At 52.1% G+C, this 16,438-nt stretch carries 12 protein-coding genes; 4 read left to right on the forward strand and 8 right to left on the reverse strand.

The features are described from left to right. Window positions 1-110: 110 nt before the first annotated feature. From ihfB to serC, 5 genes are all read right to left on the reverse strand, one after another. Window positions 111-395 (reverse strand): integration host factor subunit beta, encoded by a 285-nt coding sequence (ihfB, locus tag ACO6VX_RS07955; RefSeq protein ID WP_422458054.1) that lies wholly within the window; start codon window positions 393-395, stop codon window positions 111-113. Between the two features lie 82 nt (window positions 396-477). Beyond that, on the reverse strand, window positions 478-2,151 hold the full coding sequence (gene rpsA / locus ACO6VX_RS07960; protein ID WP_003849352.1) for a 30S ribosomal protein S1: 1,674 nt from the start codon (window positions 2,149-2,151) through the stop codon (window positions 478-480). Between the two features lie 108 nt (window positions 2,152-2,259). Next, window positions 2,260-2,946 carry a (d)CMP kinase gene (gene cmk / locus ACO6VX_RS07965; protein ID WP_422458055.1) on the reverse strand — a complete coding sequence of 229 codons (687 nt, stop codon included), beginning with the start codon at window positions 2,944-2,946 and terminating at the stop codon, window positions 2,260-2,262. Between the two features lie 198 nt (window positions 2,947-3,144). Further along, on the reverse strand, window positions 3,145-4,431 hold the full coding sequence (aroA, locus tag ACO6VX_RS07970) for a 3-phosphoshikimate 1-carboxyvinyltransferase (RefSeq protein ID WP_422458056.1): 1,287 nt from the start codon (window positions 4,429-4,431) through the stop codon (window positions 3,145-3,147). Between the two features lie 82 nt (window positions 4,432-4,513). Then, on the reverse strand, window positions 4,514-5,599 hold the full coding sequence (gene serC / locus ACO6VX_RS07975; protein ID WP_010669757.1) for a 3-phosphoserine/phosphohydroxythreonine transaminase: 1,086 nt from the start codon (window positions 5,597-5,599) through the stop codon (window positions 4,514-4,516). Between the two features lie 326 nt (window positions 5,600-5,925). On the opposite strand from serC, the gene ycaO reads away from it, so the two are divergent. The 4 genes from ycaO (at window position 5,926) to pflA (ending at window position 12,182) form a co-directional block, all read left to right on the forward strand. Further along, a complete protein-coding gene (ycaO, locus tag ACO6VX_RS07980) occupies window positions 5,926-7,689 on the forward strand; it encodes a 30S ribosomal protein S12 methylthiotransferase accessory factor YcaO (RefSeq protein WP_010254940.1) in 1,764 nt (587 codons plus the stop codon). Window positions 7,690-8,062: 373 nt separating this feature from the next. After that, window positions 8,063-8,923 carry a formate transporter FocA gene (gene focA, locus ACO6VX_RS07985; protein ID WP_010254939.1) on the forward strand — a complete coding sequence of 287 codons (861 nt, stop codon included), beginning with the start codon at window positions 8,063-8,065 and terminating at the stop codon, window positions 8,921-8,923. 71 nt (window positions 8,924-8,994) lie between these two features. Then, a complete protein-coding gene (pflB, locus tag ACO6VX_RS07990) occupies window positions 8,995-11,277 on the forward strand; it encodes a formate C-acetyltransferase (RefSeq protein ID WP_010254936.1) in 2,283 nt (760 codons plus the stop codon). 164 nt (window positions 11,278-11,441) lie between these two features. Further along, window positions 11,442-12,182: a pyruvate formate lyase 1-activating protein gene (gene pflA, locus ACO6VX_RS07995; RefSeq protein WP_010254935.1), complete on the forward strand. Its 741-nt coding sequence runs from the start codon at window positions 11,442-11,444 to the stop codon at window positions 12,180-12,182. A 53-nt stretch (window positions 12,183-12,235) separates the two neighbouring features. On the opposite strand, the gene ACO6VX_RS08000 is transcribed toward pflA, so the two are convergent. From ACO6VX_RS08000 to ACO6VX_RS08010, 3 genes are all read right to left on the reverse strand, one after another. Next, window positions 12,236-13,387, reverse strand: coding sequence for an MFS transporter (locus tag ACO6VX_RS08000; RefSeq protein ID WP_422458057.1), 1,152 nt, complete (start codon window positions 13,385-13,387; stop codon window positions 12,236-12,238). 318 nt (window positions 13,388-13,705) lie between these two features. Beyond that, window positions 13,706-14,998 (reverse strand): serine--tRNA ligase, encoded by a 1,293-nt coding sequence (serS, locus tag ACO6VX_RS08005; protein WP_422458058.1) that lies wholly within the window; start codon window positions 14,996-14,998, stop codon window positions 13,706-13,708. Window positions 14,999-15,090: 92 nt separating this feature from the next. Further along, entirely contained in the window at window positions 15,091-16,434 is a 1,344-nt protein-coding gene (locus tag ACO6VX_RS08010) for a replication-associated recombination protein A (protein ID WP_033757131.1), read from the reverse strand. Window positions 16,435-16,438: the final 4 nt, after the last annotated feature.

The raw sequence follows: 16,438 nt of genomic DNA on the forward strand, positions 1-16,438 counted from the left end.
GTGCGGTGTTGCAGTGTTGATGACAGCAATCCGGATGTCAGGTCTGAGCCTGAATCGCAGGCAAAAAAAAACGACATCCGGAGATGCCGTTTATCTGGTTCGGTATCGGCTTAGCCGTAGATATTTGCGCGATCGCGCAGCTCTTTGCCTGGCTTAAAGTGGGGAACGTATTTACCTTCCAGATCCACTTTGTCACCCGTTTTCGGGTTACGTCCAGTACGCGGAGCGCGATAGTGCAAAGAAAAGCTGCCGAATCCCCGGATTTCGATGCGTTCGCCCTGTGCCAGCGTAGTGGCCATGTGCTCAAGCATCTCTTTTACTGCATCCTCAACGACTTTCGCCGGCATATGAGTATGCTGTCCCGCCAGTCTTTCGATCAGTTCTGACTTGGTCATGTAACCTCCGGTTTATCCCTATGGGAATGTATGACAGCTTTTACCGAAACCGGGTGGTTGCCCACCCGGTGCTTCAGGCCGATTACTCGCCTTTAGCCGCTTTGAACGCTTCAGCCATAGCGCTAGAGAAATTGCCTTCTTCCTGTTTGGTGTTAACAGTATTGATAGCTTCTTTCTCATCAGCCTGGTCTTTCGCACGGACAGACAGGCTTACGACACGGTTTTTACGATCAACGCCGGTGAACTTAGCTTCAACGTCGTCGCCAACGTTCAGAACCAGAGTTGCATCTTCAATGCGGTCCAGTGAAGCTTCAGAAGCGCGCAGGTAACCCTCAACGCCGTCTGCTAATTCAACTGTAGCACCTTTAGCATCAACTGCAGTCACTTTACCGGTGACGATGGCACCTTTCTTGTTCAAAGTGATGTAGTTGTTGAACGGATCTTCTGCCAGCTGTTTAACGCCCAGAGAGATACGCTCGCGCTCTGCATCAACCTGCAGTACAACGGCAGCGATTTCGTCGCCTTTTTTGTACTCACGAACGGCTTCTTCGCCAGTCGCGTTCCAGGAGATGTCAGACAGGTGAACCAGACCGTCGATGCCGCCATCCAGGCCGATGAAGATACCGAAGTCAGTGATTGACTTGATTTTACCTTCAACACGATCGCCTTTGTTGTGCGTCTCAGCGAACAGCTGCCATGGGTTAGATTTACACTGCTTCAGACCCAGGGAGATACGACGACGCTCTTCGTCAATGTCCAGAACCATAACTTCAACCACGTCGCCTACGTTAACAACTTTAGACGGATGGATGTTTTTGTTGGTCCAGTCCATTTCAGACACGTGTACCAGACCTTCAACGCCTTCTTCGATTTCCACGAAGCAGCCGTAATCAGTCAGGTTGGTAACACGACCGGTCAGGCGGGTGCCTTCCGGATAGCGTTTAGCGATAGCAACCCATGGATCTTCGCCCAGCTGCTTCAGACCCAGAGAAACACGGGTACGCTCGCGGTCGAACTTCAGCACCTTAACGGTGATTTCGTCGCCCACGTTGACGATTTCGCTTGGATGCTTAACGCGTTTCCATGCCATGTCAGTGATGTGCAGCAGGCCGTCAACGCCGCCCAGATCAACGAATGCACCGTAGTCAGTCAGGTTCTTAACGATACCTTTGACTTCCATGCCTTCCTGCAGGTTTTCCAGCAGCTGATCGCGCTCTGCGCTGTTTTCGGATTCGATAACCGCACGACGTGAAACCACGACGTTGTTGCGTTTCTGATCCAGCTTGATCACTTTAAATTCAAGCTCTTTGCCTTCCAGGTGCAGCGTATCGCGCACCGGACGCACATCTACCAGTGAACCTGGCAGGAACGCACGGATACCGTTGAGCTCAACTGTGAAGCCGCCTTTAACTTTGCCGTTGATAACACCGGTAACAGTTTCAGCGTCTTCGTAAGCTTTCTCCAGCGTGATCCATGCTTCATGGCGCTTAGCTTTCTCACGGGACAGCAGGGTTTCACCGAAGCCGTCTTCCACTGCATCCAGAGCAACATCAACTTCGTCGCCTACCTGGATTTCCAGTTCGCCGGCTGCGTTCTTGAACTGCTCTGCAGGAATTGCAGATTCAGATTTCAGACCCGCATCAACCAGAACGACATCTTTGTCGATAGAAACGACGATGCCACGAACGATAGAACCCGGGCGGGTTTCGATTGTTTTTAAGGATTCTTCAAATAGTTGAGCAAAAGATTCAGTCATATTGATAATCTTCAGGATTCTTCAATTTAACGTCCATCTGACTTCATGTCGGATGGGGTTGTTTCACATGCCCGGCACCGGATCCATGGTACAGGGTGGTAGATTCAGTTAAGCCGTAATACCCAGCTTCTCGCGGGCATATTGTAGCGCTTTTTCAATGACCTGGTCGATAGACATCTCGGTAGAGTCCAGAACCAGTGCATCGCCAGCGGCTACTAAAGGCGCAATTACGCGATTACGATCGCGGTCGTCGCGTTCTTTTATCTCGGCTAAAAGGCGGTCAAAGTTAACATTAAAGCCATTATCCTGCAACTGTAGCATACGGCGCTGAGCACGCTCTTCCGGGCTGGCATCAAGGAAAATTTTCACTGGCGCATCCGGAAAAACCACGGTGCCCATATCACGGCCATCAGCAATCAGGCCCGGCATCTCGCGGAAACCGCGCTGGCGGCGCAATAACGCTTCGCGTACCCGGGGAAAAGCGGCAACACGAGAAGCGGTGTTGCTGACCTCCTGAGTACGGATTTCACCGGTGACATCTTCACCTTCAAGTATGACCTGCATTTCACCATTTTGTGACACAAAGCGCACATCCAGGTGAGCGGCAATCGGAACCAGCGCCTCTTCAGATTCAATCTCCACCTGATGATGCAATGCGGCCAACGCCAGCACGCGATAAATAGCACCGGAGTCCAGCAGATGCCACTGCAGCGATTCCGCCATCGCTTTGCACAGGGTTCCCTTTCCCGCTCCACTTGGCCCATCAATAGTTATGACCGGGGCAGTTACTGTCATTATTCCCTCCTGTTGCTGCGTGCTTCCTGACCTTTCGGTCACCATTAATGACTAGCATTATACGCTGCATAGCACGGCTTGGTTACCCTTTCGCACTGATCAGGTTCGTAATCTTAGTCAATTCAGAGGATCTCTGGCCTGTTACAGCCAGATAAAATCAGGGGAGTTCCGGTGCGAACCGCACCGGAAGGGGAGATATCAGGCGCTCTGGCTGATTTTAGCCAGTTGAACGAAATAGTCCGGGAAGGTTTTTGCAGTACAGCCAGGATCGAGAATGGTCACCGGGGTATCAGAAAGTGCAACCAGAGAGAAACACATCGCCATGCGGTGGTCATTGTAGGTGCCAATATCCGCATGAATCAGCGTCGCTGGCGGCGTAATGCGGATGTAGTCATGACCCTCTTCGACTTCTGCCCCGACTTTACGCAGCTCTGTGGCCATTGCGCTCAGTCGATCGGTCTCTTTTACCCGCCAGTTATAAATATTGCGTAACCGGGTGGTGCCCTCTGCAAATAGCGCTGTAGTCGCGATGGTCATTGCAGCATCCGGAATATGGTTCATGTCCATATCGATGGCCTGCAGTTTGCCGGCCGTACAGGCAATGTAATCATCGCCCCACTCAATCGTCGCGCCCATCTTTTCCAGCACGTCAGCAAACCGGATGTCACCCTGCACACTCTGGCGTCCAATCCCGGTGACGCGAACCGTTCCGCCTTTTATAGCGGCAGCGGCCAGGAAATAGGAAGCGGAAGAGGCATCGCCTTCAACCAGGTAATCACCCGGCGACTGATACTGTTGCTGTCCCTTGATCAGGAAGCGCTGATAGTTCTGATTCTCAACCTCGACGCCAAAGCACTGCATCAGATTAAGGGTAATATCGATGTAAGGTTTCGACACCAAATCACCTTTGATGGTGATGCAGGTATCCTGCTGTGCCAGCGGCGCGGTCATCAGCAGCGCTGTCAGGAACTGGCTGGAAACGCTGCCATCCACACTGACTTCACCCCCGGTAAAACCACCGCGTAAACGCAGCGGCGGATAGTTTTCGTTTTCCAGGTACTCAATGGTTGCTCCGCCCTGACGAAGTGCGTCAACCAGATGCCCGATTGGACGCTCTTTCATGCGGGGTTCGCCGGTCAGTTCGATATCGTGCTGGCCCAGACAAAGCGCCGCGGCCAGCGGACGCATTGCGGTTCCGGCATTGCCCAGAAACAGTGACAGCGGTTGAGATGCGTGCAGTAGCCCGGCATTTCCCGTCACTTCACACAGGGTGCGATCGCTGGAAAGCGTATAGCTTACACCAAGCGCGGTCAGCGCGTTCAGCATGTGCTTAACGTCGTCGCTGTCGAGCAGGTTGGTAAGACGGGTTGTACCTTTAGCCAGAGCAGCCAGCAGCAATGCACGATTGGAAACGCTCTTTGAGCCGGGCAGATTTACCGTGCCGTTGACGCGCGCAATCGGTTGGAGAGTCAGGGAGTCCTGCATGTGAAACGAAATCCTCAAAAAATACAGAGACCTCGCCGTGTGACGAGGTCTGGCATCAGCATCAATGCTGATATCTTAATAATCAGCCGTGACGGCGTTCAAAATCGACCATGAAATCGGTCAGGGCCTTCACACCTTCCAGCGGCATCGCATTATAAATAGAGGCGCGCATACCGCCTACTACACGATGGCCTTTAAGCGCGTGTAATCCCGCCTTAAACGACTCTTCCAGGAACAGCGCATCGAGTGAAGCATCGGCCAGCTGGAAAGGGATGTTCATGCGTGAGCGGTTTTCTGTTGCCACATCATTACGATAGAAGCCACTGTGATCGATTACGCCATAAAGCAGGTCAGATTTTGCCTGATTGATACGATCAATTTCAGCTACACCGCCCTTCTCTTTCAGCCATTTAAACACCAGCCCTGAGAGATACCACGCAAAAGTCGGCGGGGTGTTAAACATCGAATCGTTATCGGCCAGCACTTTGTAATCGAGGATTGAGGGCACAGAGGCGTGCGCCTGACCCAGCAGATCTTCGCGAACGACAACCAGCGTTAATCCGGCCGGGCCCACATTTTTCTGCGCACCCGCATAAATCACACCGTAACGACTCACATCGATAGGGCGTGACAGAATGGTGGATGAGAAATCAGCAACAACGGTTTTACTGCCAAAGTCGGGCTGTTCGTCAATCGCGATGCCATCAATGGTTTCATTCGGGCAGAAATGCAGGTAAGCGGACGTCTCACTCACCTCCCATTCGCTCATTGGCAGGATGGCTCGTTTACCGTCGCGCGTTGTTTTGACATCCAGCGTGCGTGGGGAACAATACTTTTCCGCTTCTTTTATTGCGCTATGCGCCCAGTAACCGCCATCAACATAGTCGGCACTGGTCGCTTTACCCAGCAGATTTCCCGGTACGGCAGCGAACTGCGCACGCGCCCCACCATGACAGAATAAAACTTTGTAATTCGACGGTATTTTTAGCAGATCACGGAAGTCCTGCTCCGCTTCTTCAGCCACCTGAATAAACTCTTTACTGCGGTGACTGATCTCCATTACAGAGGTACCCAGACCGCGCCAGTTCGTCAGTTCCTGTTCTGCACGACGAAGCACTTCAACCGGTAGCATCGCCGGGCCAGAGCTAAAATTATAAACTTGCGTCATTTCCCCTCACCACTGTCATATCGAACGGTTATGAATAACCATCCGGTTTTATCACTGCATTCTGATAGCTGCAATCATAAATCAGGGAGCGGTCACATTTTCTGAATCTGGCTCGCCGGAGGTTATGTTACCAATGCAAATCTGCACGGAATTTTGTGAGGCTTTATCCAGCGCCATTAATCCGCGTTTGGCCTGAGAGCGAAAGTGATGAAAACTAAGCAGGTAAAGTAAGCCGGTAAAAATGTCCCGCCCTGATAGCGGTCTGTTAGCAAAATCCGTATCATTGCGCGCTTTACGCACCCTATGACAACTGAGAGAGCGGCACTATGACGCAAACATTTATCCCGGGCAAAGATGCCGCACTGGAAGACTCCATTGCGCGTTTCCAGAACAAGCTGCAGGATCTTGGCTTTAACATTGAAGAAGCATCTTGGCTGAATCCTGTCCCCCATGTCTGGTCAGTGCATATCCGCGACCGCGATTGCCCGCTCTGTTTTACCAACGGCAAGGGCGCCAGTAAAAAAGCGGCGCTGGCCTCCGCGCTTGGCGAGTATTTCGAGCGTCTCTCAACTAACTATTTTTTTGCTGACTTCTGGCTGGGAAAAAAGATCGCTAACGGCGATTTTGTTCACTATCCCAATGAAAAATGGTTTGCGTTACCTGATGATGAGTCCTTACCTGAAGGTATTCTGGATCCACGCCTGCGCGCATTTTACGATCCCGATAATGCCCTGACGGCTTCCGGCCTGATTGATCTGCAGTCCGGGAATACTGAACGTGGTATCTGCGCCCTGCCCTTTACCCGTCAGTCCGACCAGCAGACTGTCTATATCCCGATGAATATTATCGGCAACCTCTATGTCTCAAACGGCATGTCGGCAGGTAATACCGCGAACGAAGCGCGTGTTCAGGGGCTGTCTGAAGTGTTTGAGCGCTACATTAAAAACCGCATTATTGCTGAAGCGATCAGCCTGCCTGCGATTCCAGATGACGTGATGCAGCGTTATCCTGAGGTGATCGAAGCCATTGCACGTCTTGAAGCGGAAGGCTTCCCGATTTTCGCTTATGACGCCTCTCTCGGCGGTAAATATCCGGTTATCTGCGTGGTGCTGTTTAACCCAACCAACGGAACCTGTTTTGCCTCATTTGGTGCTCACCCTGATTTCGGTGTGGCGCTGGAGCGTACCGTTACCGAGTTGCTGCAGGGCCGAAGCCTCAAAGATCTGGATGTGTTTACCCCACCGACCTTTGATGACGAAGAAGTGGCTGAGCATGCCAACCTTGAAACACACTTTATCGATTCAAGCGGCCTGATCTCCTGGGATCTGTTTAAAGAAACTGCGGATTATCCTTTTGTCGACTGGTCATTCGCGGGCAGCACCGAACAGGAATTCGCCACGCTGATGGCAATCTTCGCCTCGGAAGATCAGGAAGTCTATATTGCAGACTACGAGCATCTGGGTGTCTATGCCTGCCGCATCATCGTGCCAGGCATGTCTGATATCTACCCGGCAGAAGACCTGTTCCTGGCGAACAACAGCATGGGAGCGGGCATGCGTGAAACCCTGCTGGCCCTGCCTGACAGCAACTGGAATCCGGAAGAGTATCTGGATCTGATTGGACAGCTTGATGATGAAGGCTTTGATGACTTCACCCGCGTTCGTGAGCTGCTGGGTCTGGCGACCGGTAAAGACAATGGCTGGTACACGCTGCGTGTTGGCGAATTAAAAGCGATGCTGGCGCTGGCGGGCGGCGATCTGGATCAGGCATTGATCTGGACAGAATGGACGATGGAGTTTAACAGCTCAATCTTTACGCCAGAGCGCGCTAACTACTATCGTTGCCTGCAGACCCTGCTGTTACTGGCTATGGAAGATGAGCGTGATCCATTGCAGTATCATCACGCTTTCCTGCGGATGTATGGTGAGAGCGCAATGGAAGCAGCCTCCGCCGCGATCAGTGGTGAGAATCCGTTTAACGGCCTTCAGGCTGTTGATGATGAGCTGCAGGCCTTCCCTGCCCATCAGTCGCTGCTTGCCGCCTACGAAAAACTGCAAAACGCCAAACGTCACTACTGGAAAAACGCGTAAGCCCTGACGCGTCAGACTGAAAGCAGACGGTTAAACATGGCACTGGATTTATCTGGTGCCATCCTTCCCCACTTTCTCTATGAAACATTAGCTACTTTAAAATTCCTTCCCATTACATCACATCATTTTAATTAACATATAAGCCATTAATTAATAACACAGGCTGAACTAAAAAAGTGGCGCATCACTTTATATTAAAATATTTTTGTATTTTTAAAATAAATTTATTTGTCTATATTCAGCTAGTTAACTCATTATTTTCTCATTAATTTGCGACCAGTGGGTTACCACCCTGGCAAACATGATCCATATCAATTACTGACCTATACTCCTTTGTTAGTATTTTTTCAGACAACTTCAGGAGTAAGTTAGTGTGAAAACTGACAACCCTTTTAATCTTTTATTACCCGCCGCGATGGCAAAAGTGGCCGAAGACGCGGGTATCTATAAAGCAACCAAACATCCTTTTACGACCTTCTTTCTGGCAATAAACGCCGGCGTATTTATCTCAATCGCATTCGTTTTTTATATTACAGCGACCACCGGTAGCGGCGCGATGCCCTATGGCATAGCCAAACTGATTGGAGGTATCTGCTTTTCACTCGGCTTAATGCTGGTCGTGGTATGTGGTGCCGACCTTTTTACCTCTACTGTACTAATCGTTGTCGCCAAAGCCAGTGGCCGCATCAGCTGGGGACAGCTGGCCCGCAACTGGATTAACGTTTACGCCGGTAACCTTGCAGGTGCACTCTTCTTTGTCGCCCTGATGTGGTTTGCCGGACAGCACATGGTCGCGAATGGCGCCTGGGGATTGAATGTCCTGCAAACCGCCGACCACAAGATGCATCACACCTTCATAGAGGCGGTTTGTCTGGGTACATTGGCCAATCTGCTGGTCTGTCTCGCCGTCTGGATGAGTTACTCAGGCCGCACCCTGACCGATAAGCTGGTCGTGATGATTCTGCCTGTTGCGATGTTTGTCGCAAGCGGTTTCGAACACAGTATCGCCAACATGTTTCTTATACCCTATGCCATTGCTATTCGTGACTTCGCGACACCTGAATTCTGGCAGGCAGCTGGCACCACGGCGGCACAGTTTCACTCGCTGACCCTCAGTAACTTTATTATCGACAACCTGATTCCCGTGACCATCGGAAACATTATCGGCGGCGGCGTTCTGGTTGGGTTGACCTACTGGGTTATCTATCTCCGTAAAGGTGACCAGGTTCATTAAACGCATTTTTGACGGCACAGGAAGTTGGCTGTGCCCGACCGTAAAGTCTCCTCATATAAGGCAGGTATATTATGACCGAACTTAATGCAAAACTGGCTTCAGCATGGGAAGGATTTGCTGAAGGCGAATGGCAGAATAGCGTCAATGTGCGCGACTTCATTCAGAAAAACTACACCCCATATGAAGGTGACGAGTCATTCCTGGCGGGTGCCACCGAAGCGACCACCAAACTGTGGGAAAGCGTGCTGGAAGGCATCAAAATTGAGAACCGCACCCACGCGCCAGTCGACTTCGACACCGATCTCGCCTCAACCATTACCTCGCACGACGCGGGTTACATCATTAAGCCACTGGAAAAAATTGTTGGTCTGCAGACCGAAGCGCCATTAAAACGCGCCATCATTCCTTATGGCGGCATCAAAATGGTCGAAGGGTCATGCAAAGTGTATGGCCGTGAACTCGACCCTTCACTGAAAAAAATCTTCACCGAATACCGCAAAACGCACAACCAGGGCGTGTTCGATGTTTATACCCCGGACATTTTGCGCTGCCGTAAATCAGGAATCCTGACCGGCCTTCCTGATGCTTATGGCCGTGGCCGTATTATCGGTGACTATCGTCGTGTGGCGCTGTACGGCATCGATTTCCTGATGGCGGATAAATTCGCTCAGTTCGCCTCACTGCAGGAAGATTTAGAGAATGGCGTTAATCTGGAAGCGACTATTCGTCTGCGTGAAGAGATTTCTGACCAGCATCATGCGCTGGCCCAGATTAAAGAGATGGCAGCAAAATATGGCCATGACATCTCCGGTCCGGCTACCAATGCGGTTGAAGCAGTACAGTGGACTTACTATGGCTACCTGGCTGCAGTTAAATCACAAAACGGTGCTGCCATGTCATTTGGCCGCGTCTCAACCTTCCTTGATGTTTACATCGAACGTGACCTTAAAGCCGGTAAACTAACTGAAGAGCAGGCACAGGAACTGATTGACCATCTGGTGATGAAACTGCGTATGGTTCGCTTCCTGCGTACACCTGAATATGATGAGCTGTTCTCAGGTGACCCAATCTGGGCAACGGAATCCCTGGCTGGTATGGGCGTTGATGGCCGTACCCTGGTCTCAAAAAGTACGTTCCGCTTCCTGAATACCCTCTACACCATGGGTCCTTCACCTGAGCCGAACATGACCATCCTGTGGTCAGAAAAACTGCCGATTAATTTCAAAAAATATGCCGCTAAAGTCTCTATCGATACCTCATCTTTGCAGTATGAGAACGATGACCTGATGCGTGCTGATTTCGACAATGATGACTACGCAATCGCCTGCTGCGTGAGCCCGATGATTGTCGGCAAACAAATGCAGTTCTTTGGCGCACGTGCCAACCTGGCGAAAACGCTGCTCTACGCAATCAACGGCGGCGTGGATGAAAAGCTGAAAATGCAGGTTGGACCGAAAGGCGACAAAATCAGCGACGACGTACTGGATTTCGACACCGTCATGGAGCGTATGGATCACTTCATGGACTGGCTGGCAAAACAGTATGTGACTTCGCTGAACATCATTCACTACATGCATGATAAATACAGCTACGAAGCGGCACTGATGGCCTTACATGATCGGGATGTCTACCGCACCATGGCCTGTGGTATCGCGGGTCTCTCCGTCGCTGCGGATTCACTTTCTGCCATTAAATATGCCAAAGTGAAACCGATTCGTGACGAAGATGGTCTGGCCATCGACTTCGACATTGAAGGCGAATATCCGCAGTTCGGTAACAACGACTCACGGGTAGATGACCTGGCCTGCGATCTGGTTGAACGCTTCATGAAGAAAATTCAGCAGCTGAACACCTATCGTAATGCCGTGCCGACGCAGTCTGTTCTGACCATTACCTCGAACGTGGTATATGGTAAGAAAACCGGTAACACACCAGATGGACGTCGCGCTGGCGCGCCGTTTGGACCAGGTGCTAACCCGATGCATGGTCGTGACCAGAAAGGTGCAGTTGCCTCACTGACTTCCGTCGCGAAACTGCCGTTTGCCTACGCGAAAGATGGTATCTCTTATACCTTCTCAATCGTACCAAACGCGCTGGGTAAAGATGATAACGTGCGGAAAACCAACCTTGCCGGTCTGATGGATGGTTACTTCCATCACGAAGCCAGCATCGAAGGCGGTCAGCACCTCAACGTTAACGTTATGAACCGTGAAATGCTGCTGGATGCGATGGAACATCCAGAGAAATATCCGCAGCTGACCATTCGCGTTTCCGGTTACGCTGTACGCTTTAACTCACTGACTAAAGAACAGCAGCAGGATGTGATTACCCGAACCTTCACTAAATCACTGTAATTACTGCTCTACCTGATAAAAAAGGCTCCTCGCGGAGCCTTTTAATTAAAAGTCTGTTCTGGTGGTCATCTCCATCAAGGTTCCCACCAGAATCGATTTCCTGCCCTGAGCGCAACAGAGATTGCGCCGTCTGTCCCGGCAGACTTACTGGAGAAAACATCGCAATGTCAGTTAACGGTCGTATCCACTCATTTGAATCCTGCGGCACCGTCGATGGTCCCGGTATCCGTTTTATCACCTTCTTCCAGGGCTGCCTGATGCGCTGCCTCTACTGTCACAACCGCGACACCTGGGATACTCACGGTGGCAAAGAGATCAGCGTCGAAGCGCTGATGGCGGATGTGCTCTCCTATCGCCATTTTATGAACGCCTCTGGCGGCGGCGTCACGGCGTCGGGTGGTGAAGCCATTCTTCAGGCTGAATTTGTGCGCGACTGGTTCCGTGCCTGTAAGGCCGAAGGTATTCATACCTGTCTCGACACCAACGGCTTCGTACGCCGCTATGATCCGGTGATCGATGAACTGCTCGACGTTACCGACTTAGTGATGCTCGACCTGAAACAGATGAATGATGACGTCCATCAGATTCTGGTGGGTGTCTCTAATCACCGTACGCTGGACTTTGCCCGTTACCTGCAGAAAAAAGGCAAACGGACATGGATCCGTTTTGTCGTGGTGCCCGGCTATTCCGACGATGATGACACCGCGCATCGGCTGGGGGAATTCACGCGTGATATGGAGAACGTTGAGAAGATTGAATTGCTGCCCTATCACGAACTGGGTAAGCATAAATGGATTGCGATGGGTGAAGAGTACAAGCTGGACGGGGTGAAGCCACCGAGCAAAGAGACAATGGAGCGCGTGAAAAACATTCTCGCCAGCTATGGCCACGAAGTGATGTACTGAAGAATCTGCCACAAAAAAAGGGAGCTTAACGCTCCCTTTTTGCTGTTCAGCGATCAGGCATGTGCCACTGGCGTAGCCTGATGATTCGTTTTGCGCAGCAGCATCACCAGATAAATCAGCGCCACAGCAGCGATCATCACGAACAGTAGCTGGTCAGAATAATTCTGCATCAGAACAGAGGTCATTGCCGGTCCAGCCAGACTGCCCACGGTATAACTCATCAGCAGTGCCTGATTCATCGCTACCAGTTCATGATGTGCGACCGTCTCGCAAGCCCAGGACATCGCCACCGGATAGAGTGTGAAGCCCGCCAGTCCCAGAACAAACAGCGCTGGTGCCATCGCGGCATTGGTTAACATGGCCATCGCACCCAGGATAACCACAAAGACCTGAACTCGCAGCACCAGCATGCGACCAAAACGATCGGCCAGACGGCCAATGGGCCACTGGCCCACAATGCCTGCGCTGACCAGCAACGCCATCCAGTAACCCACATTGGCATCACTCATTCCCTGATGTGACAGGTAAAGCGGCATCAGGCCATAAAGCGAGCCCAGAAGGATGCCAGAGATAATGCAGCCATTGATGCCCAGACGTGAGCTACGGCGACGCAGCATCGGCCAGATGCGGGCCGGAGCGGCTTCTGTCGCTTCACCGCTGGCGGAGACGCGAGTAAAGACCAGCGGCAGCACGGCGCAGAAGACCAGTGACGTCACCCACGGAATCACGCTGAGTAATTCCGTAGACAGTTTGCTGACCAGCAACTGGCCTGTCACGGTGCCGATGTAATAGACAACCATATAGGCCGCCAGCAGCTGTCCCCGATTACGTACCGTTCCGCTGCACAGAAGTGCGCTCTCGACCACCACCCACATCAGCGCACAGCCGACACCGGCGATGAAACGCATTGAACTCCATGCCCAGAAACCCGACATCATCGCCAGGCACAGGGTTGCGACGGCAAACATCAAGGTAGCCAGGTAGTAGCTGCGGTTGAAGCCGTAATGCCTGATTAACCAGCCAGCCAGCAGAGTTCCTGCGAGATTACCGGTGTAATAGGAGGAGCTTACGATGCCCACCTGCCAGGTTGTCAGTAAGTCATGCGTCAGCCACAGTGGAACGAGCGTATTCAGCACGGCAATTGCGACCGTCATTAACATCAGGCCGCAAAGCAGCAATATCACGGGGCGTGACCAGGTTGACATAGGGGATAGAAACCAGAGCAAATGAAGGAAATTGCGCGCAGTTTGCCATTGGCTTTTTTAAAGTCAATGGGCGAATTTTAACGGCAGCACATTTTGCTGTGCGACAATTTAATTTACTAATCTTCAGTGGGTTACAATCGTAAGAAGCGGCAGGTCGCTAAATGCTATCTCTATGAAAAACTAGGTTTTTAGCCATTCCGGCCTGGCTGGTATCGATAACGTTTATTTGTGATTAAATTGAGGCCTGACAGAACAGTTTTTCCTGAGCAATAACATAAAAAAACCCGGCCATGGCCGGGTTCAGAGAGTTACTGTTGCTTAGCCGATAATTTCGACGCCATTCATATAGGGGCGTAAAACCTCAGGCACAGTGATGCGGCCATCTTCCTGCTGATAATTTTCCAGCACTGCCACCAGGGTACGGCCTACGGCCAGCCCTGAGCCATTCAGGGTATGAACCAGACGCGGTTTCTTATCCTGTTTGTTGCGGCAACGCGCCTGCATACGACGCGCCTGGAAATCACCCATGTTGGAACAGGATGAAATTTCACGATAGGTATTCTGCGCCGGTAGCCAGACTTCCAGATCGTAAGTTTTAGTCGATCCAAAGCCCATATCGCCGGTGCAGAGTAAAACCTTACGATATGGCAGGTTCAGCAGCTGCAGCACTTTCTCAGCGTGACCGGTCAGCTCTTCCAGGGCATCCATTGACTGCTCCGGCGTGACGATCTGCACCATCTCAACTTTGTCGAACTGGTGCATACGGATCAGGCCACGCGTGTCACGACCGTAAGAACCCGCTTCAGAACGGAAGCATGGCGTATGCGCAGTCAGTTTAACCGGCAGGCTATCCTCTTCGAGGATCTCATCACGCACCAGGTTAGTCAGCGGCACTTCCGCAGTAGGAATTAACGCATAGTTGCTGCTGTCTGACTCCTCTTCCAGCGGACGGGTGTGGAACAGGTCTTCGCCAAACTTAGGCAGCTGTCCGGTACCGTAAAGCGTTTCGTGGTTAACCAGATAAGGCACGTAGGTTTCAAGGTAGCCATGCTGCTCGGTGTGCAGGTCAATCATAAACTGACTCAGTGCACGGTGCAGGCGGGCAATCTGCCCCTGCATGACCACAAAGCGTGAACCGGTCAGTTTCACGGCAGACGCAAAATCCAGGCCTTTAGCCGCTTCACCCAGCTCAACGTGATCTTTAACCGGGAAGCTGAACTCGCGCGGGGTACCCCAGCGGCTCACTTCCTGGTTTTCGCTGTCATCTTTGCCCAGCGGCACTTCATCGGCCGGAATGTTCGGCAGTGCCAGTGAGAAGTCACGGATTTGATTCTGCAGTTCATCCAGTTCTGCTTTTCCGGCATCCAGGCGTTCGCCCAGCGCGTTCACTTCCTGACGCAGCGGCTCGATGTCTTCCCCACGTGCTTTGGCCTGACCGATGGATTTGGATCGGGAGTTACGCTCTGCCTGCAGATTTTCTGTTTCCACCTGCAACACTTTGCGACGCTCTTCAAGCGAACGCAGCGTTTCCACATCCAGTTTGTATCCCCGGCGTGCCAGTTTTTCTGCGACTGCGTCTGGCTCGTTACGCAGCAGATTGGGATCGAGCATGCTTATCCTGTGTATAAAAAGTTGGTTGAAAGAAGGGACGCATTCCAGCGGAATGCGTTGAAAACATTGCCCACATTACCGTAACGTCTGTTTCAGCGGTAGCGTTTTGTCGGGCTATTTTGATCCTGCTCGGCCAGCCAGCTTAGCTTTTCACCAATCTTACCCTCAAGCCCGCGCTGGGTTGGGGTGTAATAGCGCGCGCTGGCCAGTTCCTGCGGAAAATAGACTTCACCCGCGGCATAGGCGTTGGTTTCATCATGGGCATAACGGTACTCTTTACCCAGGCCCATCTCTTTCATCAGCTTAGTCGGGGCATTGCGCAGATGTTCCGGCACATCGTAATCGGGATGGTCGCGCGCATCACGCATTGCGGCTTTAAACGCGTTGTAGACCGCATTACTTTTAGGCGCGCAAGCCAGATAAACAATGGCCTGGGCAATCGCGCGCTCCCCTTCTGCCGGACCGACGCGCGTGAAGCAATCCCAGGCCGCAATTGCCACCTGCATACCGCGCGGATCGGCATTGCCGACATCTTCGGAGGCGATTGCCAGCAACCGACGAGCCACATAGAGCGGATCGCCGCCCGCAGTGATAATGCGCGCATACCAGTAGAGCGCCGCATCCGGTGCGGAGCCGCGTACCGATTTGTGCAGTGCAGAAATCAGATCGTAAAAACGATCGCCTTTATTATCAAACCGCGCGGATCGCTCACCAGAGACTTCGTTAAGCAGCTGCGGCGTCAGTTCCCGCTGACCTGATGCGGTGATTTCGGCCATATCAGCCATCATCTCCAGCGTGTTCAGCGCCCGACGTGCATCACCATTAACCAGTTCAGCGATCATCCTGCGTGTGTTGTCCGGCAGCACGATGTCACTGTCCCCATAACCTCGCGCTTTATCCTGCATCGCCTGATCCAGCACCTGCTCAATATCTTCCAGGGTTAGTGATTTCAGCAGGTAAACGCGGGCGCGTGACAGCAACGCTGAGTTAAGTTCAAAAGAGGGGTTTTCGGTGGTCGCACCAATAAAGGTAATGGTGCCATCTTCGATATGGGGCAGAAAGGCATCCTGCTGGCTCTTGTTGAACCGATGGACCTCGTCCACAAACAGGATCGTGCGCCGCCCGGCATGTTTATTCTGACGGGCCCGCTCAATCGCCTCACGGATCTCTTTTACGCCGGAGGTGACGGCCGAAATACGTTCCACATCGGCGTTACCGTAATGGGCAATGATCTCAGCCAGCGTGGTCTTGCCGGTCCCGGGAGGTCCCCACAGGATCATTGAATGCAGGTGCCCTGCTTCAATCGCGCGCGGCAGAGGTTTGCCTGCGCCCAGCAGATGTTGCTGACCAATGTACTGTTTCAATGTTTCTGGCCGCATACGCGCGGCCAGAGGTTTGAAATTTTCGGTGGAAAAATCCAGGGACAGGTTACTCACCGTG

It is taken from the genome of Pantoea sp. BJFS-204 (assembly GCF_049310725.1).
Taxonomy (GTDB): domain Bacteria; phylum Pseudomonadota; class Gammaproteobacteria; order Enterobacterales; family Enterobacteriaceae; genus Pantoea; species Pantoea agglomerans.